The sequence below is a fragment of the Mycobacterium sp. NTMscope_MAC_12 genome (assembly GCF_976985675.1).
Window position 1 is genome coordinate 4665101 of sequence record NZ_CDRJYY010000001.1, and the last position, 19241, is coordinate 4684341.

The following is a 19241-nucleotide window of genomic DNA, read 5'->3' on the forward strand; positions in this document are numbered from 1 at the left end:
GGATGTGATCTGGAACGACACCGCCGCAGCATGGCTTGTCCTCGGCTACCATCCCGCGCGGCAGATCCTCGGCGGAACAGGCTGGACCAGCGACCCGCTGGCGAACTCGAACGCCCCGCTCGGCACCTTGGCCGCCGATCCAGACATGCTGCGACGCAACATGTTGTTCGCTGACGGCGCGAGCCATGACCGGCTACGCGGCGCAGTTCGCGACGTCTTCACCCGATCATTCATCACCGGACTCCAAGAGGGTGTCGATGCCATCGCCGCCCAGACGATCGACCTTCTTCCCGCCAGAGAAGACTTCGACTTCATGGCCCGGATCGCGTTGCCGTTGCCCATCGCGATCGCGGCGGCGTGGCTCGGACTGGACGTTGACTCAACGCGACTCCTACGTGCGGAGTCGCCCGCGATCAGCCGAATGTTGGGTGATTTCAACGATGTCGATGCCATCGAATCGGGAACCGCCGCCTTCGCGACCCTGCTGACCGAATTTCTTCCGCTGGCCGCCGACCGTCGCCGCCATCCCGGCGACGACCTGTTGAGTTTCATCAGCGCAGACCCCAATCTAGAGCTCGACGACGTCGTCATCACCGCGATCGTGATCGCCATAGCCGGCCACGAAACTACGGCAAACCTATTGGGCTCGGCCATGGTTCGGCTCCTGACTCCCACTGCGGACGGCGTTAGACCGATCGACACCATCGACTCTGTCAACGACGTCCTTGTCACGGAGCTGCTACGCCTCGAGGGTCCCGTGCAGGCCGTCACACGCACCGCCACCCAGGACCACATCATCGACAACATCGCGGTTCGCGCGGGCGAACCGGCGCTCGTCGTGCTCGCCGCCGCCAATCGAGACCCGGTCGTCTACAACGAGGCCAACCAATTCCAGGCCGACCGGCGAGGGCCGGCGCCACTCGCCTTCGGCTACGGCGCGCACTATTGCGTCGGTGCAGCACTTGCCCGACTTGAAATGGTCATCGCGTTACGACATATCCTGGCGCGCCGGCCGGAGCTGTGCGGGGCACCGATTTGGCGGGACAACCCGGCCATCCGCGGACCCCAAACACTCCGCTGCGTTTTCAGCGTCCGTTAAAGATACAAGTCGCGCTCGCGGATCAGCGCGGTGGCGATCACGCTAATGACCGCTGTCGCAACCAAATACCCGCACGCCAGCCACGGCGCCCCGCCGAGGGCGACGATCAGCGCCGTCAGGATCATCGGGGTGACCCCGGACGCGTAGATTCCCGAGACCTGGTAGACGAACGACAGGCCCGTGTAGCGGGTGTTCGTGGGGTACAGCGCGGAGTACAGCGTGCCCTGCGCCCCGTAGAAAAGGGCGTGCACGACGCCGAAGACGATGATCATCGCTAGGCCGAACCACAGCAGCTTCCTGGTGCCGAACAGGGCGAAGGCGGGAAAGGCCGTCAGGCCGTAGCAGGCGATGCCGACCAGGTACACCCGTCGCGCACCGAAGCGCTCGGTCAATCGTCCCGAAATCGGCAGCAGCACAGCCATCAACAACGCGGCGATGGTCACGGCGACCAGGACCGAGACCCGATTCAGTCCCAGCGCTCCCGTCGCGTAGCTGATCGCGAAAACGCCCCAGGTGTTGAACGCCGAGCCTTCCGCCCACCGCGACAGCAACCCGAGCAGCGTGTTGCGCCGCGAGCGGGGCTCGCGAACGATGTCGCGGATCGGCACGGTGGACGCGGCCTGCAAATCTTGCAGCTCCCGGAATGCCGGAGTCTCGTCGACCCGCAACCGCACCACGATGCCGATCACGACCAACAACAGACTCAGCAGGAAGCCGATGCGCCAGCCGTACGCGAGGAATCGGCTCGGCCCCAACACAATCTGCAAGAACGCGAAGATGCCGGTGCCCATGGCCAGTCCGAGCGCCAGCCCAACCTGTGGGATGGCCCCATAGCGGCCGCGCCGGTCGTCGGGGCTGTGCTCGACGGCCAGCAGCACCGCGCCGCCCCACTCGCCGCCGAGCGCGAAACCCTGCAGGACGCGCAACACCAGCAGCAGCACCGGTGCCCACGCCCCGATCTGCGCGGCGGTCGGCAACAGCCCGATCAACGCCGTCGCGCCGCCCATGATGAGCATCGTCAAGGCCAGGCTGCGTTTGCGACCGATCCGGTCACCGATGTGACCGAACACCACGCCCCCGATGGGCCGCATGACAAACCCGACGGCGAAGGTCGCGAACGCCAATAGTGTTCCCACCAAAGAACTCTCATTCGGAAAGAACACCCTGTTGAAGACCAGTCCGGCCGCGGTCGCGTACAGGAAGAAGTCGTACCACTCGACCGTGGTGCCCAACAGGCTCGCCGCGACGACGATGCGCAACCGCCGGCGCTGCTGCTCGGAGCTTTCACCGACTGGATGCGCGTCGGCTGATCCGGCGGCGGGTGGCGCCGCGGGCAACGTGGCTGCCATGACCCTCAGTGCGCCGACGCGACCGCGAAAGGTGTCGCCCCGGACGGGTGCGTCTGGCGGTTGGGGTGGCGCCACAATCCCATCCGCTCCAGAATCGGCAACACGCCCTCGCCGAACCAGTAGGCCTCTTCCAGATGCGGATAACCCGAAAGGATGAAGTGGGTGATACCCAATTTGGCGTATTCGGCCAGCCGCTCGGCGACCTCGGCGTGCGACCCGACCAGGGCGGTGCCGGCTCCCCCACGCACCAGGCCCACGCCGGCCCACAGGTTCGGCGCGACCAGCAACTTGCTGCTGTCACCGCCGTGCAGCTCCCGCATGCGGCGCTGGCCCTCGGATTCGCTGCGCGCCAAGCTGTCCTGGACCCGTGCGATGTCGGCCGGGTCGATCGCCGCCAGCAACCGGTCGGCCTCCGCCCACGCTTCGGCGGCCGTATCACGGCTGATCACGTGAATCCGCAAGCCGTACCGGAGAATTCGGCCGGCGTCGACAGCCAGCCCACGGACCCAGTCCAGCTTCTCGGCGACCGCCGGGAGCGGCTCGCCCCAGGTGAGATACACGTCGGAGTGCTTGGCCGCGACCGGCCCCGCGGCCGCCGACGACCCGCCGAAGAACACCCGCGGTATCGGGTTGGGCGGGTTGTTCAGTTGCGCGCCTTCGACCCGGATGTGCTCGCCGGAAAAGGTGACCGGCTCGTTGGAGGTCCACAGTTGCCGCACCACATGCAAGAACTCGGCGGTGCGGGCGTAGCGCGCCTCTTTGTCCAGGAAATCCCCGTGGGCCCGTTGCTCGTGCGGTTCACCACCGGTGACGACATTGAGCAGCAGCCGTCCGTCCGAGTGTCGCTGGAAGGTCCCGGCCATCTGGGCCGCCAGGGTGGGACTGAGCAGCCCGGGCCGAAACGCGACCAAAAACTTCAGGGTCTCGGTCGATTCGACCAGCATCGCCGTCGTCAACCACGCGTCCTCACACCACAATCCGGTGGGGGTGAGAACCGCCTCGAACCCGTTGTCTTCGGCGGCCGTACAGATCTGGTGCAGATACCGCAGCGTGGCGGGCCGGCCGCCGGACATCGGCGTGCCGTGCCCGCCCGCGACCAGATTCCGCGAATCGCCGTAGGTCGGCAGAAACCAATGAAACGCGAGACTCACGTCACAATCCTCTTTCGCCCCTGTGCACAGAAAGCTCCATCCTTCGCAATCCACGGCCGTCGGGCGAGGGTTGAAACCTTCGAGATTGCATTCCCGGCACGGGGGTCTGCCGCTGCGCCAGAAGGCAATACGATCGCAATGTTTCCGGTGGTGGCAAGCCGCGTCGCCACCGCTACGATGTGAGCCGACGCCGCAACCGGGCGCGAAGGGTGACCGCGCCGGATCAAGGCCCGACGCCCGTAAAGATCACCGCATCGTGACCGAAAGGTCACGCCAGATAACACAATGCTTCCAATACGGCGTGGCTCGGCGGGTAATCCCCGCTGCGGGCGGCATCATTGCGATCATGCCTGACCTCACACGCCGGGCGGTGCTCCGGATGGGCGCCGGTGCCAGCCTCGGAGCCGCCGGCGTGTACGCGTTCAGCTCGCTGCTGGCCGCGGAGACGTCGCAGGCCGCGACGCTGCCCCAAGCTCCCGCCCCGTTCGAGCCGCCGACGGCGGGCAGCGCCCTGCCGAACAGACTCACCGGGTCGTTCGTGTCGGCCGCCCGTGGGGGGATCAAGACCAACTACGTGATCGCCATGCCGCCCGGCCAGAGCAAGATGTTGCGTCCGGTGATCGCGCTGCACGGTGTGGACGGCGACGCCAACCAGATGATCGACATGGGCGTGCCCGACGGGCTGGCCCGGCTGGCCAAGGAGGGCAAGCCGCCGTTCGCGGTCGTCGGCGTCGACGGCGGCAACACCTACTGGCACAAAAGGACTTCCGGCGAGGACTCGGGCGCGATGGTGCTCGACGAGCTGCTGCCCATGCTGTCCACGATGGGTTTCGACACGTCCCGGGTCGGCTTCATGGGCTGGTCGATGGGCGGATACGGGGCGCTTCGTCTGGGCGCCAAGTTGGGCCCGTCCCGGACCGCCGGAATCTGCGCCATCAGCCCGGCCCTGTACACGTCGTACGCGACGAGCGCCCCCGGCGCATTCGACAGCAACGAGGACTTCGTGCAGAACAGCGTGATGGGTTTGCCGGCGCTGAATTCCATTCCGCTGCGCGTGGATTGCGGCAACTTCGACCGCTTCTATTTCGCCACAAAGCAATTCGTCTACCAGTTGAAGACGCCACCGGCGGGCAGCTTCTCGCTCGGCGGCCACGACGTCGCCTACTGGCGCAGCCAACTACCCGGCGAACTGGCCTGGATGGCGACCTGAGCCAACGATGACACTTCGGGAGGAATCAGTCGCCGGCAGCCCACACCGCGTGGGGCGGCGGACTTCCCGAAGGGGATTCCGGCCCGACATCGAAGGACTGCGCGCCGTCGCGGTGATCGCCGTCGTGCTCTACCACGCCGGCATCCCCGGGGTCAGCGGCGGCTACATCGGGGTGGACGTCTTCTTCGTCATCTCCGGCTTCCTCATCACCGGGCTGCTCTTTCGGGAAGCGGCCACCACGAATACCGTTGCGCTGGGCCGGTTTTACGGTGCGCGCGCCCGACGGCTGCTGCCGGCCGCGGCCATCGTCGGCACCGTCACCGCGATCGCCGCCGCCGCGGTGCTGCCGCCGCTGCAGGCCCGCAGCGTGTTCCTCGACGGCATCGCCAGCGCGCTGTACGTCGGCAACTACCGATTCGCCCTGCACGGCACCGACTACCTGACCACCGACGCGCCGTCGCCGTTCCAGCACTATTGGTCGCTGGGCGTTGAGGAGCAGTTCTACCTGGTGTGGCCGGTGCTGATCATCGCCACCGCGTGGTTGGTCCAGCGCGTCCCGCTCCTGCGCGGCACCGCGAAGCGCGCGGCGCCGTACGCGGCGGTCCTCGCGGTGGTGGCCGCCGCGTCGCTGACGGCCGGCGCGCTGTGGACCCACACGTCGCCGTCGTGGGCGTTCTTCTCGCTGCCGACCCGGGCCTGGGAACTGTCGGCCGGCGGCCTGGTGGCGCTGTCGATCGAGCAGTGGCGCCGCCTGTCGCTGCTGACCGCGTCGATCGTCGGCTGGGGCGGTTTGGCGTTGATCCTGCTGACCTGCACCCAACTCAACGCCCACACCCCCTACCCCGGAACCGAGGCGCTGCTGCCCGTGCTGGGCACCGCGCTGATCATCGGCGGCGGCGCCGTCACCGGCGGACTCGGGCCCGGCCGGCTGCTGTGCCGCCCCGCGATGCGCGCCATCGGCCGAATCTCCTACTCGTGGTACCTGTGGCACTGGCCGGTGCTGCTGCTGATGCCGGCGCTGCTCGGCGAGCCGGCGGGGCTACCGGCCCGGCTGAGCGCGACGGCCGTGTCCGCCGGACTGGCCGTCATCACCCTGCATCTGGTGGAAAACCCCGGCCGCTTCGCCGCCGCCCTGCGCCGATCGGCGAAAGTCAGCCTGGTCGTGGCGGGGGGCGCCAGCGCCGCCACCGCGTGCGCATGCATGCTGCTGCTCAACGTGATCCCCGCGCCCGTGGGCCATGGGGTTGCGGCGCCGCGGGCCAACATCGTCGCGGCGCCCCCGGCCGGCGTCCCCGCCGTCAGCCCGCAGGAAGCCGCGGTCCGTCAGGCCTTCGACCAGGCGCACGTCATCCTCGCGGGGGCCGCCGGCCTGCGCGCCGTCCCGTCGAACCTCGACCCGCCCCTGGACAAGGCGCCGGCCGACAAGGCCGCGGTGTTCGTCAACGGCTGTGTGCGGTCCTGGCGTGACGTCGGCCAAAGCGAATGCGCGACCGGTGACACCGGCTCGCCGACGACCGTGGCCCTGATCGGCGACTCGCACGCCGCCATGTGGAACCCCGCGTTCGAGCAGCTCGCCGAGCAACGGCACTGGCGGCTGGAGACGCTGGCCAAGGTGACCTGCCCGCTGCAGGACCTGCACATCATGAGCCCGTATCTGGGCCGCGAGTACACCGAATGCGAACAGTGGCGCGCCCAGATCATGGCCCGGATGAACGCCGAACACCCGCGGCTGGTGGTGCTGGACATGAGTCGGCGCTACGGCGGGGACTTCGGCTTCACCTCCTACGACCCGGCGTGGATCGACACCCTGGGACGCACCGTGGCGCAATTGCGCGGCACCGGCGCCACCGTCCTGGTGCTGGGGCCCGCCGCCGATCCGCATTCGTCCGGGCCGACCTGCCTGTCCGCGCACCTCGATGACGCAACCGCTTGTGCGCCAACGCGATCCGCGGCCGTCAACGACGACGGGATCGCCGCCGAGCGCGACGCGACCGTCGGCAACGGCGGGCACTACGCCGACCTGACCGACCTGTTCTGCGCCCCCGACCGCTGCCCGCTGATCGTCGGCAACACCCTGGTGTTCCGCGATGACAACCACGTGACGACCGAGTACGCGCGGCTGCTGGCGCCCGTGATGGGTGTGCTGGTGGACCGCGCCGTGGCGGACGGGTGAACGGCAATGAACTACTCGCGGCGGACGAACGTCAGATCAGTGAAGGGTTCTTGGAGGTTTTAGATGATGTCTCCACTGCTGCTGGTCTGCATCGCAGTCGCTGCGCCCTTCGCCGGAGTCGGCCTGCTCCACCTGCAGGATCGCCTGGAGCGGTGGGACTACGAGCGCCACGCGGAAGACTAGAACGCCCGTAGCAAAGTAACGTTGCGGGTAAATCGGCATGGATCAGGTCGAGTTCTACGCGTTTGTGCTGATGTTTTGCACCCCTCACGCCCGCATGCTGGCTAACATGATCAGCATTGATCCGCCGGCGGACATGCCGCTGCTGAACTGGAGCGAGCTGAGCGTGAGCGAGCTGCCCACTGGAACCGTGACGTTGCTGCTCGCCGACGTCGAGGGCTCGACGCGATTGTGGGAAACCCAGTCCGACACGATGACAACCGCGCTGGAACAGCTCAACCACACCGTGAACGATCTGGTCGCCAGCTACGGCGGCGTGCGGCCCGTCGAACAGGGTGAGGGCGACAGCTTCGTGGTCGCGTTCGCGCGCGCCAGCGACGCCGTCGCGTGCGCACTGGAGTTGCAGCTAACCGTGCAGCCGCCGATCCGCATCCGCATCGGCCTGCACACCGGGGAGATCCAACTGCGCGACGCCGGCAACTACGCCGGGCCCACCATCAACCGGACCGCACGGCTGCGCGACCTCGCCCACGGGGGGCAGACCGTGCTGTCCGGCGCGACCGAGCCGTTGGTGATCGACCGACTACCCCCCGATGCCTGGCTGACCGAGCTGGGCGAGCACCCACTGCGGGATCTGCCGCGGCCAGAACGGGTCGTACAACTCAACCATCCCGGTCTGCGCAACGACTTCCCCCCGTTGCGATCGGCGAATGACGTTGCCAGTTCCCGTCTTCCGAGCCAGTTGACCACCTTCGTCGGCCGCAGCACCCAGATCAGTGACATCGGGCAGATCTTGCGGGCCAACAGGCTGGTGACCCTGACCGGGGCGGGCGGTGTCGGAAAGACACGGCTGGCGGTACAGGTCGCCGACCTGATCGCCGGCGAGTTCGACTGCGGCGCTTGGTTTGTCGATCTTGCCCCGGTGACCAATCCCCTCGTCGTACCCGTGACGGTGGCGCGGACCTTGGGGCTGCCCGACCAGCCGGGCCGCTCCACCATGGAGACGCTGTCGAGGTTCGTCCGCAACCGAAAGATGTTGCTGATCCTCGATAATTGCGAGCACCTGCTCGATGCCAGCGCGGCCCTGGCCATCGCCCTCCTCGATGCTGGCCCGGATGTCACCGTGCTAGCGACCAGCCGGGAGCCGATCGGCATCGCCGGAGAACTGACGTGGCGCGTGCCGTCGCTGTCGGTGGATGGTGAAGCCGTCGATCTGTTCGTCGACCGGGCCCGACGTACGCGTCCGGATTTCCGTCTCACCGAAGATAATTCGGCCGCGATCGTTGAGATCTGCCGGCGTCTGGACGGCATGCCGCTGGCGATCGAGCTCGCCGCGGCGCGTATCCGCACGCTGTCGCTGTCCCAGATCGTCGACGGGCTGCATCACAACTTTCGCCTGCTCGCCGGAGGCGCGCGCACCGCGGTCCGCCGTCAACAGACGCTGCGCGCCTCCATCGACTGGTCGCACGCCATGCTCACCGAGCCCGAGCGCATCCTGTTTCGCCGCCTGGCCGTGTTCATGGGCGGCTTCGATCTCGATGCCGCCCACGCGGTGGGCGCCGACGCGGACGTCGAGCACTTTCAGCTCGTCGATCAGCTCGGACTGCTCGTCGACAAATCGCTGATCGTCACCGAGGAAGTCGACGGCATGATGCGCTACCGCCTGCTGGAGACCGTCCGTCAGTACGGTTTGGAAAAGCTGGCGGAGTCGGGCGAAGCCGAGGCGGTGCGGACCCGGCACCGCGACCACTACACCGCGGCCGCCGTGGCGCTGGCGTCGCAGACGCGCGGCGACGGCACGCCGTTGGTCCCCTGGGCCGAACTCGAGATGGATAACCTGCGGGCGGCGCACGGGTGGAGTTGCGACGCCGGAGAATTCGGGCCGGCGCTGCGGTTGGTGTCGGCGCTGCAGCGGCTATGGGTGTCGCGCGGACGGTTCCGCGAGGGCGTGGCCGGGTTCGCCGCCGTGTTCGACGACGAGCGCTACCGCGACGCGGACGTCGCCGCCGAGGTCTGGATACGGGCGGTCGCCGACGCCGGACTACTGGGTGTCTGGTTCTCCGTCCCGTTCAGCCTGCAACGAGCGGAGGAGGCACTGGCCTCGGCGCGCGCACTCGGCGACCAAGCGCTCGTCGCACATTGCCTGATCACCTGCGGCATGCTGGCGGTCAACAACACCGAGCTGGCAGAACCGTATCTCGCCGAGGGCGTACACCTGGCTCGTGCCTCGAAAGATGCTGCGGCGCTTTGCCACCTGCGCGCCTATCAGAGTTTCGCCGAGGGCGTCGCCGGAAATCCCATCGCTGGGCAGGCGGCCGGCGAGGAGGGGCGTATCCTCGCCGACGCGCTCGGCGAGAGCTTCATGTCGCGGTATAGCCGCACGTTCCTAGGGAGTGCACTAGCAGTACAGGGCAAGCTGGCCGAGGCGCTCCTCGTATTCCGTTCGCTGGTCGAAGAGGCGCGCGCCGCGGCGGACCGCCCAATGGAGACCTTCGGTCTCATCACGATGGCGCAGGCCCTCGCGTACACCGATCCTGGCGCGGCGCGCGCGGCGGCCGAAGCCGGCCTGGAGATTGGCGCCACCCTGGGCGGTTTTCATGAGGACTCGACCTACGTCTCCCTGGCCATTGCCGCACTGGCCGCCGGCGACGCCGCCGCCGCCAAACAGGCCTGCGACGCCGCGTGGCGGCACACGTACCCGCTGAAGGAGCTGTTGACCCGGAGCACGGTGCCGATGGCCGAGGCCGCCATGGGATGCGGCGATCTGGTTGGCGCCCGCCGCTGGGCCGACGATGCCATCGCGGTCGTTCCCGGGAGTTTTCGCGCGTGGGCGCTTCTCGCACGAGGGCGGGTCGCCATTGCCCAGGGTGAGCCGCAGCGGGCCGAACGCGACCTGCACGACGCGATCGAGGTCGCCGAGCGCACCGGCGGGCACCTGCGCCTGCCTGAAGCACTCGAATGCCTCGCCGCCCTGGCCGCCGACACCAACGCCGAGCATGCCGCGCGGCTCCTCGGCGCCGCCGAGGGCATGCGGCAGCGCCATCGCGAAATACGGCTCAGAGTGTTTCAAGCGGATTACGATGCTTCGCTGGCTGCTATACGAGAAGCATTGGGGCAGGAGGAGTTTGAATCCGCCTGGTCCGAGGGCAACGCCCTGTCCACCTCCGAGGCCATCGCCTACGCGCAGCGCGGCCGCGGCACGCGCAGCCGCCCGGCCAGCGGATGGGAGTCACTCACGCCGACCGAGCGCGACGTCGTCCGGCTCGTCAGCGAAGGGTTGCCCAACAAGGACATTGCGACGCGGCTGTTCGTCTCACCACGCACCGTGCAGACCCACCTGACGCACGTCTACGCCAAACTTGCCGTGTCATCGCGGGTCCAGCTCGCCCGGGAGGCGGCCCGTCACGTCGAGAGCTGAGTACGGATGAGCGGTGCGATCTTGTCCGCCATGTACTGATGCCCCGCGTCGTTCGGGTGCACGCCGTCGGGGCCGATCAGGTCGGGCCTGCCGACGAACCAGTGTTCGGCGATCGGGTCGATGAACGTCGCCCCGGCGGCCCCTGCCGCACCGCCGAGGATGTCGCGAATCAGGAACATCGACGGCGGAACGTCGGCGGTCGGCCACGGCGGCCCGATCACCAGCAAACGCGCGGCCGGGGCGAATCGGCGCGCCAGATCCAAAGCGGCGTGGGTCTTTTCGGTCAGCAGCAGAGGATCGATATCCTGGTCGTTGCGGGAGCCGAAGAACACCACCAGCGCGTCATCGGGGTGGACGGCCCTGGCGGTCAGGTCCTCGAAGGTACTGCCGTGGTCGCCGGGCGCGGCGTAACCGGCGCGGCCCTCGGCCGCCACATCGGCCGAAACCCGCGAACCCCGCGCGCCGAGCGTCTGCCACGCCCGCGACGGCCATGACCGCGCGCCCAGGCCGCCTTCATCGGTGCCGGTGGTGTACGAATCCCCGATGACTGCCAGGTGATTGAGCCGGAAGTCCAGCGTCAGCGTCTCGTAAGTGCGCACCTGCGGCGGGTATGCGATGCCCACGCCCCCCAGAAAACTCACCCCAATGAGAAAGGTGGCCAGACGACTCACTCTTACCTCCACTGTCAACGGCATGGTCGGGTGCCGCCATGTACTCATCGAATACTGCCCGCGAATCACGGCCGGGCGCAAAAGCAGCCATCACACCGCGCGGACCGAAATCGCTTCCAGCGGACGGTCGATCGGATGCGGCTTGCCGTTCGTTGACTCACCGGGATCACTTCTCGCGTTCACGGCCCTGACATCGACCATCTTGCGCATCCAACGGCGGGCGGGCTCTTCGACGCCGTGATACAACACGATCGACAGGACCACGGCAATCGCGAGCAGGCCGATGACGTTCCATTTCCACGGGTTGTCCTGCGTTGCGAGCTCGAATTGTTCCACGGCCCAACCCCAGGACGTGTGCACCAATTCGTGAACCATGTACAGGCAGAACGAGATCTGACCGCCGTACACCATCGCCCGCGTCGACAACACCCTCGGTAGGCTCCCCAGGCCGACGGCCAGGGAGATCACCAGCGGAACGAACAACACGTCGACGACGCCGCCGCTGTCGTTTTCCACCACTCCGGATATCGGGTGTGCGCCAAACCAATACAGGACGCCCACCATGGCGGCCAGCAGAAGCAGGGAGATGTACCCCGCGACGCGGCGGCCACGGTCGGTCAGCCGCAGTCTGCGCACGGCGGCACAGGCCAGGGCACCCGCGGTGAACTGCGTGACGATCCGCGGCAGCCAGCTCCACGGCGTGTAGAAGTGGCCGCTGGCCAGCAGCATCACCACCGGGGGCAACGACGCCGCGAACGCCAGCACCATCAGGCTGCGCGCCCGCGTCGCCTGCTTCATCCGCAACAGCACCAACACCAGCAGGGCGAAGAGGACGTACGCCAGCCATTCCGCACTGATCGACCAGGCCGGCCCGTCCCAACTCGAGTCATCGAAGAACGGCACAAACCACAACTGCACCAACAGGATCTGGCGCACGTAGCTGATCGCGGTGAGCGAAGCGGCGTCCGGCGAGGGCACGTGACCGACATGCAGCGTGAAGATCACCCACAGGGCGGCCAGGTGCAACGTGACCAGATACACCGGCCATACCCGGGCCAGCCGCAGCCACAGGAAGTGCAGGGTGGCGCGGGTCGACCAGGACCGGCCCATCCGGTCGAGATAGTTGTACGTCAGGACGAATCCACTGAGGATGAAGAAGAGGTCGACGCCCTGGGCGCCGCAATTGAGGACGGGGGCCAGCGCATCGCGGAAGTCGGGCGACGCATCCCCGAGCATCGGCCGGAAGTGAAAGAGCACCACCCAGACCGCGGCGACGATACGGAGTCCCGTCAGGGCCTTGATTTCGCCCCGGATCTCTCCGCCCCGCACGCTGCTCTTCCCGTCTGGATCCTGCCGTTCCGTTCTCCCGCTATCGGCTGAGGCGGGCGATCTCGCCATTTCGCAAGCCCCCCGACTGGCAACCGGCAGCCATGGCAGCCTAGCAGCGCAATCGCCGGCATGCGTGGACGGTTGTGGTGTGGCACACGGCCTTCAGCGCCGCCCGGAGCGCCCACGGCGAATTTCGGAGGTTTGCTCCGCCCGGAAACCTCATTCGCTTCTTAGCAAAGAGTTAGGCGTGGCTACCGGTCTCCTTAGGCTTGCGGCCTAGCGTTTAAGGCGGCTTTGGTGAGCGGGGAGGCGCCCTCCAAGGCCGGCGCGAGCGGCACGGAGAGTGAGGGGTCCTCATGACGAGCGCAGGCACCGGGAGTCACCAGGACAACTGCGTCTTTGAGTGCGAGGGCGCTCAGGTGCGCGCGCACTATCGGCACCTGGCGACCGTGGTGCATATTCGCGGCGAAATCAATGACGCGAATGTCGACCGCGTCAGTCACCACATTCGGCGTTTCACGCTCGGGGAAAACCCTTTGGTACTCGACGTCGCCGATCTCAGCCAGTTTGCTGAGGCCGCTATCTCGCTCTTATACGCGTTCGACGCCGATTGTCGCGCCGCCGGCGTTGATTGGACGCTGGTGGCCAGCTCGGCGGTCACCGAGGTGCTCGAGGACACCGGTCACGACGTCAGCTTCCCGCTGATGCGCTCTGTTCAGGAGGCGCTGCGCGATCGGGCCGACGCGATCAGGATCCGCCGCCGGATGGCGTTGCCGCTGGTCAGGAAGACGCCGTAGCGCCCGAACGGGAACGCCGCAGCCTGGCTGCTCCGACGACCGCCAGCACGCCGGCGCACGTCAACAGCACCAGCGTCAGCAGCAACAGCTGCGGGTCGTAAACCACCGACGTGGTGAAGGGCTGCCCCTCGGCGATGGGCGCGACGGCCACGGTGTGATGCGAGCGCGTCCAGCTGATTCCCGAGCCCGCCAGGGCGGCAACCGCCACGACGAGCTCGACCACCGCCCGGTAGCTGGCGATCATTGCGCGGGCCCGGCCTGGTCATCAGGGAGGTCGTCCCTTTCGTCGTCGATGACATCGGTCCCGGTGGGCTCCACCCGCTCTTGGACCAGGGGCGTCAGGGCCGCCCGCAGCTGACGATGACGACGCGCCCACGCCTGGGCGGTGCGGCCGTTGGTGAGCTTGAGGCCGATACCGATCCGCCCGCGCGGCACCCCGACCAGCTCGCCGAGCGCCCGCGCCGACTGCCATCGCGCCAGCTCCTTGCCGGAGGCTTCGTGGTTCTCGGGCTCGGGATAGACCCTGACGATTTCGCGCACCAAGATCGTCTCGGTGCCCTGGCGCAGGGCGTCTTCGGTCAGCTCGACCGAGACGTGGATCCGTGCCGCCTTCACCTGCAACCCCACGAAGGCCGACACCAGGACCAAGAAGATCACGGGGACCACGAACGACACCTTGGCACCGCTCCAGATTTCGATCAGGACCATGGCCCCCGCCGCGGCGGGGCCCGACGCCACCCACCACCAACTGGCGCCGGGTTCGTAGAACAACGGCTTCGGTTGGGTGTCGCTTCTGGTCGTCTCTGATGTCAAAGCAAGCCCCGTCTCACGAAAGCCACCCTGCCGCATCCGCGGCCCAATAGGTGAGAACGATATCGGCTCCGGCGCGGCGGATGCTCGTCAATGATTCCAGGGCCGCGGCGCGCTCGTCGATCCAATTGTTCGCGGCGGCAGCGCAAATCATCGCGTACTCCCCCGACACCTGGTAGGCGGCCACCGGCACCGGCGAAATCGAGGCCGCCGCGGACACTACGTCCAGATAACCCAATGCCGGCTTCACCATCACGATGTCGGCGCCCTCGTCCAGATCGAGCCGTATTTCGCGGAGCGCCTCGCGGGAATTGCCAGGCTCCTGCTGATAGGTGCGCCGGTCTCCGGACAGGCTGGAACTGACCGCCTCGCGGAACGGGCCGTAGAACGCCGAGGCGAACTTGGCGGCATAGGCCAGGATCGCCACGTCGGTGTGGCCGGCGGCATCCAGCCCGTCGCGAATCGCGCCGACCTGACCATCCATCATCCCGCTCGGACCCACCACATGAGCGCCCGATTCCGCTTGCGCCACAGCAAGTTTCACGTAGCGCGCCACGGTCGCGTCGTTGTCGACCCGGCCGCGGTCGTCGAGGACGCCGCAGTGGCCGTGGTCGGTGAACTCGTCCAGGCAGGTGTCGGCCATCAACACGGTGGCGTCGCCGAGGTCCTTGGCCAAGTCGCGCAGGGCGACGTTGAGGACGCCGTCGGGGTCGGTACCGGCCGACCCCACCGAGTCCTTGTCCTCATCACCCGGCACCCCGAACAGCATCAGCCCGCCCACCCCGGCGGCGACGGCACTGGCGGCCGCGCTGCGCAACGAGTCGCGGGTGTGTTGCACCACCCCCGGCATGGAGGCGATCGGCCGGGGTTCGTCGATGCCGTCGGCGACGAACATCGGCAGCACCAAATGCCTTGGCTCCAGGGACGTTTGCGCGACCAAACGGCGCAACGCCGGGGTTGAGCGGAGCCGACGCGGACGCTGCCGCGGGTAGGACACTAGCGCCTGCGGCTCTTTTTGCGCGGCGGTGGGAGCGCGCCCTCGGCGCGCAACCGCGCGGCGTGTTCGGCCAAAGCGTCGACCAGCGGACCGACCGCGGCCGTCTCGGGCTGGACGTCCACCCGCAGCCCGAACTCGGCGGCGGTCTCGGCGGTCTTGGGACCGATGCAGGCGATGATCGTCCGCGCGTGCGGCTTGCCGGCGATACCGACCAGGTTGCGCACCGTGGAGCTGGACGTGAAGCACACCGCGTCGAACCCGCCGGTCTTGATCATTTCCCGCGTCTCCGCCGGCGGCGGCGCGGCCCGCACCGTCCGGTAGGCGGTGACATCCTCGATCTCCCAACCGCGTTCGCGCAGTCCCTCGGCCAGCGTCTCGGTGGCGATGTCCGCCCGCGGCAGCAAGACCCGGTTGACCGGATCGAAAACGCTGTCGTAGGGCGGGAAGTCGTCGAGCAGACCGAGCGAGGACTGCTCGCCGGCAGGCACCAGCTCGGGGCTGATCCCGAACGCCCGGACCCGGTCGGCGGTCGACTCGCCCACGCAGGCGATCTTCACCCCGGAGAACGCGCGTGCGTCCAGACCGAACTCGCCGAACTTCTCCCACACCGCGCGCACCGCATTGGTGGAGGTGAACACCACCCACTGGAATCGGCCGTCGACCAATCCCTTGACGGCCCGCTCCATCTGCGCGGGGCTGCGTGGCGGCTCGACGGCGATGGTCGGCACCTCGATCGGCAGCGCCCCATAGGACGTCAGCCGCTCGCTCATCTCGCCGGCCTGGTCCTTGGTGCGGGGCACCAACACGGTCCAGCCGTACAGGGCGCGGCTCTCCCACCAGTTCAGCTTCGCCCGGCTGGACACCGTCTTGCCGATGGTCACCACCAGCGGACCGGTCAGCGGACCCGCCGGGTCGGTGCCGCCCAGCACGGCCGAGTCGGTCAGCCCGTGCAGCGTCGTCTCGATGGAACGCTGCTGGCAGGTGGTGCCCTGGGCGGTCACCACGCACGGCGTGTTCTCGGCGAGCTCATGGTCGATCAGGGTGCGCGCCGCGTCGGCCAGATGCGACGACGTGGCCTGCAGAATCAGCGGTCCGGGCGCCGCGGCCAACGCGTCCCAATCCACCTGCGGGTCACGCACGTCGGCCACCGTGTGCGACGAGCCCAGCGGCAGCCCCGCATACGTCGGGACGGCGTTGGCGGGCGCCAGGCCCGGCACGATCTCGATGTGCAGGTGGCTCCGCGCGATCGCGTTGACCTCGGTGATGACGGCGTCGACCGTCAGCGGGTCACCGGCCACCAGCCGCACCACGTCGACGCCCGTCCGCGCCTCGTGGGTCAACGTCTTGGCAACCTCGGCGGGGTCACCCAGCGCCGGGCGGATGTCGGGGCCGCCGGAGATCACCGCCGCCTGCGTCTGGCCTTGGTCGGCGCCGTCGCCGTTGGAGGCGGCCGGGTCGGCGGGGGCCGGGCCGGACACCGGCGGCAGGTCTTTACCGATCAACGCCAGCACCGGCTCGGGCACGTCAGGGTCGGTGAACACCAGAGCGGCGTTCGTCAGCACCGTGGCGGCCCGGGCCGTCAACAGTCCGGGATCACCGGGGCCGGAGCCCACGTACGTGATGCGGCCGGGTGTCGGCTTACGCCCTCGCGTCGTCATTGTCGCTCCCACGTAACTCGCACTTAATTTCCTCGCGTCGGGTCTTCCCGCGCTCCGCGCATCAGCTCTCGGGCACCTAGCTCGAACAGCTCCGCGGCGACCGAAAGCCCGAGCTCTCGTGCCCGACCGGGAGTGCCGATGCCGGATGCGCGGATCACGTCGGACCCGTCCAGCGCCGCCACGCAACCACGCAGCGACAGCTCTTCGAAGATCCGGCCTTCCTCATCGATGGACTCGACCACTTCAGCGATCGCGCCCACCGGTGCGGAGCAGCCGGCCTCCAGTTCGGCCAACAGGGCTCGCTCCGCGGTGACCGACGCACGCGTGTCGGCGTCGTCCAACTCCGCCAGCACTGCCGCCAACCGGCTGTCACCGGCGCGGCATTCGACGGCGAGCGCGCCCTGAGCCGGTGCTGGCAACATCTGCACCGGCTCTAGCGTCTCGGTGACGTCATCAAGGCGCCCAATTCGGGCCAGGCCCGCCCGGGCCACCACGATCGCGTCAAGATCACCACTGCTTACCCTGTTCAACCTGGTATCTAGGTTGCCTCGTAGGGGGCGGATTTCCAAACCGAGACCCAGTGCTCTAAGCTGTGCCGCCCGGCGCGGCGAGGAGGTGCCCACCAGCGAACCCGGCGGCAACTCCCCGAGCACCAGCCCGTCCCGGGCTACCACCGCGTCACGGGGATCGTTGCGCACGGGTATGGCCGCCACAGCAAACCTCGGATCGTCGGCCGTCGGCAGGTCCTTATGGGAGTGCACCGCGGCGTCCACGCGGCCCTCGTCCATGGCCTCGCGCAGGGCAGTGGTGAAGACACCCACTCCGAGGGATTCGATGGGCCCCGACGACCGGTCCCCGGCGGTGGTGATGGTCACCAGTTCCGCCGGGTGCCCCAGAGCGATGAGGGCGTCTCTGACGATCCCGGCCTGGGTGGTGGCCAGCAGGCTGCCCCGGGTGCCTATCCGGATCACGTTCGCCAATCGGTTACTCGGCCGGTTGCTGCGGTGTGCCCGCGTCGAAACCGTTTGCGATGACTGGCAATTCGCCCGCGGCGACGGCGTCGACGGCGGTCTGGTCGAGTTCGAAAAGCTCGCGCAACGCCTCGGCGTAGCTGTCGCCGCCGGGGGCGCTGGCGAGCTGCTTGATGCGCACCGTCGGCGCGTGCAGCAGCTTGTCCACCACCCGCCGCACGGTGCGCGCGACCTCTTCACGCTGCGCGCTGGCGAGCCCGGGAAGCCGGTTGTCCAGGCGCAGGAGCTCCGCTTCGACCACATCGGCGGCGCGCTGGCGCAGCGCCGTGACCGTCGGCGTGACCTCGGCCATCCGCTGTCCGGCCAGGTAGGCGGCAACCTCGGTGGCCACGATGGTGCGGGCGGCGTTGACGTCGGCCGCGGCCGCGTGGGCCGAGGGCTCATGCTGGACGCGGTCCACATCGACGACCCACACGCCGGGCAGCCCGGCCACCGCCGGGTCGACGTCGCGCGGCATGCCCAAGTCGCAGATCACCAGCGGGTCGGTGGTCTCGTCTCGGTTCGCGGCGGCGAGCGCGTGGTGCACGTCGGCCAGGGAGACCACCGGGCTCACCGCCCCGGTACAACTGACGACGACGTCGGCACCCGCCAGGACGTCGGTGAGCCGTTCCAGCGGCAGCGCGTCGGCCCGCACACCGGTTTCGCGGATCTTGCGGACCAGGCGCTGCGCCCGCGACAGCGACCGGTTGAGCACGTGGACCTGGGCGATGCCGGCGCGGGACAGGTGCGCCGCGGCCAGGGCGCCCATCGCCCCGGCGCCGACCAGCACGGCGGTGCGCCCCGACAGCCCGCCCAGCCGGCGTTCGGCCATGTTCAGGGCGACCGACACCACCGAGGCGCCGGCCGCGTCGATGGCGGTCTCGGAATGCACCCGCTTGCCGACCGACAGCGCCCGCTGGGCCAGCTCGTGCAGGACCCGGCCGACCGTGCGGTTCGTCTCGGCCGTGGCGTACGCGCGACGCACCTGACCGAGCACCTGCTGCTCGCCGATCACCGCCGAATCCAGGCCGCTGGCCACGGCGAACAGGTGCTCGACGGCGGCCTCGCTGTATCGGACGTAGGCGTATTTGGTGATGTCGGTCATCGACATCCCGGAATGTTCCGACAGCACCTGCCCGATCACCGCGAGCCCGCCGTGGAACGCGTCCACCACGGCATAGACCTCGACCCGGTTGCATGTCGACAGCACCATCGCCTCGGTCACCAGCGGCGACTGCAACACCCGGTCGACGATCTTGCCTTGATCGGACTCGTCGATGCTGAGTTGTTCCAGGACGGAGACCGGCGCACTGCGGTGCGAAACCCCGAAGAGCAAGACGCTCACGGCAGCATCACCTGGCCAGCTCCCTTGCATCCTCCAGTAACTGA

15 protein-coding genes are annotated in these 19241 nt (G+C 68.4%); 5 read left to right on the forward strand and 10 right to left on the reverse strand.

What is annotated here, in order from left to right; genetic code table 11:
* Nucleotides 1-145: 145 nt before the first annotated feature.
* A complete protein-coding gene (locus AC0KS4_RS21580) occupies nucleotides 146-1099 on the forward strand; it encodes a cytochrome P450 (RefSeq protein WP_425326360.1) in 954 nt (317 codons plus the stop codon).
* On the opposite strand, the gene AC0KS4_RS21585 is transcribed toward AC0KS4_RS21580, so the two are convergent.
* Together AC0KS4_RS21585 and AC0KS4_RS21590 are read right to left on the reverse strand one after the other, a co-directional pair.
* On the reverse strand, nucleotides 1096-2448 hold the full coding sequence (locus tag AC0KS4_RS21585) for an MFS transporter (RefSeq protein WP_238956914.1): 1353 nt from the start codon (nucleotides 2446-2448) through the stop codon (nucleotides 1096-1098). The two genes, AC0KS4_RS21580 and AC0KS4_RS21585, sit on opposite strands and share 4 nt — an antisense overlap.
* Before the next feature lie 5 nt (nucleotides 2449-2453).
* Nucleotides 2454-3599 carry an LLM class flavin-dependent oxidoreductase gene (locus AC0KS4_RS21590; RefSeq protein ID WP_238956915.1) on the reverse strand — a complete coding sequence of 382 codons (1146 nt, stop codon included), beginning with the start codon at nucleotides 3597-3599 and terminating at the stop codon, nucleotides 2454-2456.
* A gap of 346 nt (nucleotides 3600-3945) precedes the next feature.
* On the opposite strand from AC0KS4_RS21590, the gene AC0KS4_RS21595 reads away from it, so the two are divergent.
* The 3 genes from AC0KS4_RS21595 (at nucleotide 3946) to AC0KS4_RS21605 (ending at nucleotide 10580) form a co-directional block, all read left to right on the forward strand.
* On the forward strand, nucleotides 3946-4809 hold the full coding sequence (locus AC0KS4_RS21595; protein WP_255641572.1) for an alpha/beta hydrolase: 864 nt from the start codon (nucleotides 3946-3948) through the stop codon (nucleotides 4807-4809).
* 49 nt (nucleotides 4810-4858) lie between these two features.
* Entirely contained in the window at nucleotides 4859-6982 is a 2124-nt protein-coding gene (locus AC0KS4_RS21600) for an acyltransferase family protein (RefSeq protein WP_238957396.1), read from the forward strand.
* Nucleotides 6983-7259: 277 nt separating this feature from the next.
* Nucleotides 7260-10580, forward strand: coding sequence for a helix-turn-helix transcriptional regulator (locus AC0KS4_RS21605; protein WP_238957397.1), 3321 nt, complete (start codon nucleotides 7260-7262; stop codon nucleotides 10578-10580).
* On the opposite strand, the gene AC0KS4_RS21610 is transcribed toward AC0KS4_RS21605, so the two are convergent.
* Both AC0KS4_RS21610 and AC0KS4_RS21615 read right to left on the reverse strand, forming a co-directional pair.
* A complete protein-coding gene (locus tag AC0KS4_RS21610) occupies nucleotides 10565-11251 on the reverse strand; it encodes an Rv0518 family GDSL lipase (protein ID WP_238956916.1) in 687 nt (228 codons plus the stop codon). The genes AC0KS4_RS21605 and AC0KS4_RS21610 overlap by 16 nt on opposite strands.
* 90 nt (nucleotides 11252-11341) lie before the next feature.
* Entirely contained in the window at nucleotides 11342-12580 is a 1239-nt protein-coding gene (locus tag AC0KS4_RS21615) for an acyltransferase family protein (RefSeq protein ID WP_225328801.1), read from the reverse strand.
* Nucleotides 12581-12936: 356 nt separating this feature from the next.
* On the opposite strand from AC0KS4_RS21615, the gene AC0KS4_RS21620 reads away from it, so the two are divergent.
* Nucleotides 12937-13377, forward strand: coding sequence for an STAS domain-containing protein (locus AC0KS4_RS21620; protein WP_238956917.1), 441 nt, complete (start codon nucleotides 12937-12939; stop codon nucleotides 13375-13377).
* Here AC0KS4_RS21620 and AC0KS4_RS21625 read toward each other — a convergent pair.
* Genes AC0KS4_RS21625 through AC0KS4_RS21650 form a run of 6 tightly spaced genes read right to left on the reverse strand, consistent with a single transcriptional unit; the run spans nucleotide 13361 to nucleotide 19197 of the window.
* Nucleotides 13361-13621 carry a hypothetical protein gene (locus tag AC0KS4_RS21625; protein WP_225328799.1) on the reverse strand — a complete coding sequence of 87 codons (261 nt, stop codon included), beginning with the start codon at nucleotides 13619-13621 and terminating at the stop codon, nucleotides 13361-13363. The two genes, AC0KS4_RS21620 and AC0KS4_RS21625, sit on opposite strands and share 17 nt — an antisense overlap.
* Nucleotides 13618-14148: a DUF3093 family protein gene (locus AC0KS4_RS21630; RefSeq protein ID WP_225328822.1), complete on the reverse strand. Its 531-nt coding sequence runs from the start codon at nucleotides 14146-14148 to the stop codon at nucleotides 13618-13620. Before AC0KS4_RS21630 ends, AC0KS4_RS21625 begins: the two co-directional genes overlap by 4 nt.
* A gap of 55 nt (nucleotides 14149-14203) precedes the next feature.
* A complete protein-coding gene (gene hemB / locus AC0KS4_RS21635; protein ID WP_238956918.1) occupies nucleotides 14204-15184 on the reverse strand; it encodes a porphobilinogen synthase in 981 nt (326 codons plus the stop codon).
* Nucleotides 15184-16842, reverse strand: coding sequence for a bifunctional uroporphyrinogen-III C-methyltransferase/uroporphyrinogen-III synthase (locus tag AC0KS4_RS21640; protein ID WP_225328797.1), 1659 nt, complete (start codon nucleotides 16840-16842; stop codon nucleotides 15184-15186). Before AC0KS4_RS21640 ends, hemB begins: the two co-directional genes overlap by 1 nt.
* A gap of 23 nt (nucleotides 16843-16865) precedes the next feature.
* The gene (hemC, locus tag AC0KS4_RS21645) at nucleotides 16866-17813 is read right to left on the reverse strand and encodes a hydroxymethylbilane synthase (protein WP_225328821.1); all 948 of its coding nucleotides are present in this window, start codon (nucleotides 17811-17813) and stop codon (nucleotides 16866-16868) included.
* Between the two features lie 13 nt (nucleotides 17814-17826).
* Nucleotides 17827-19197, reverse strand: coding sequence for a glutamyl-tRNA reductase (locus tag AC0KS4_RS21650; RefSeq protein WP_238956919.1), 1371 nt, complete (start codon nucleotides 19195-19197; stop codon nucleotides 17827-17829).
* Between the last annotated feature and the right edge of the window lie 44 nt (nucleotides 19198-19241).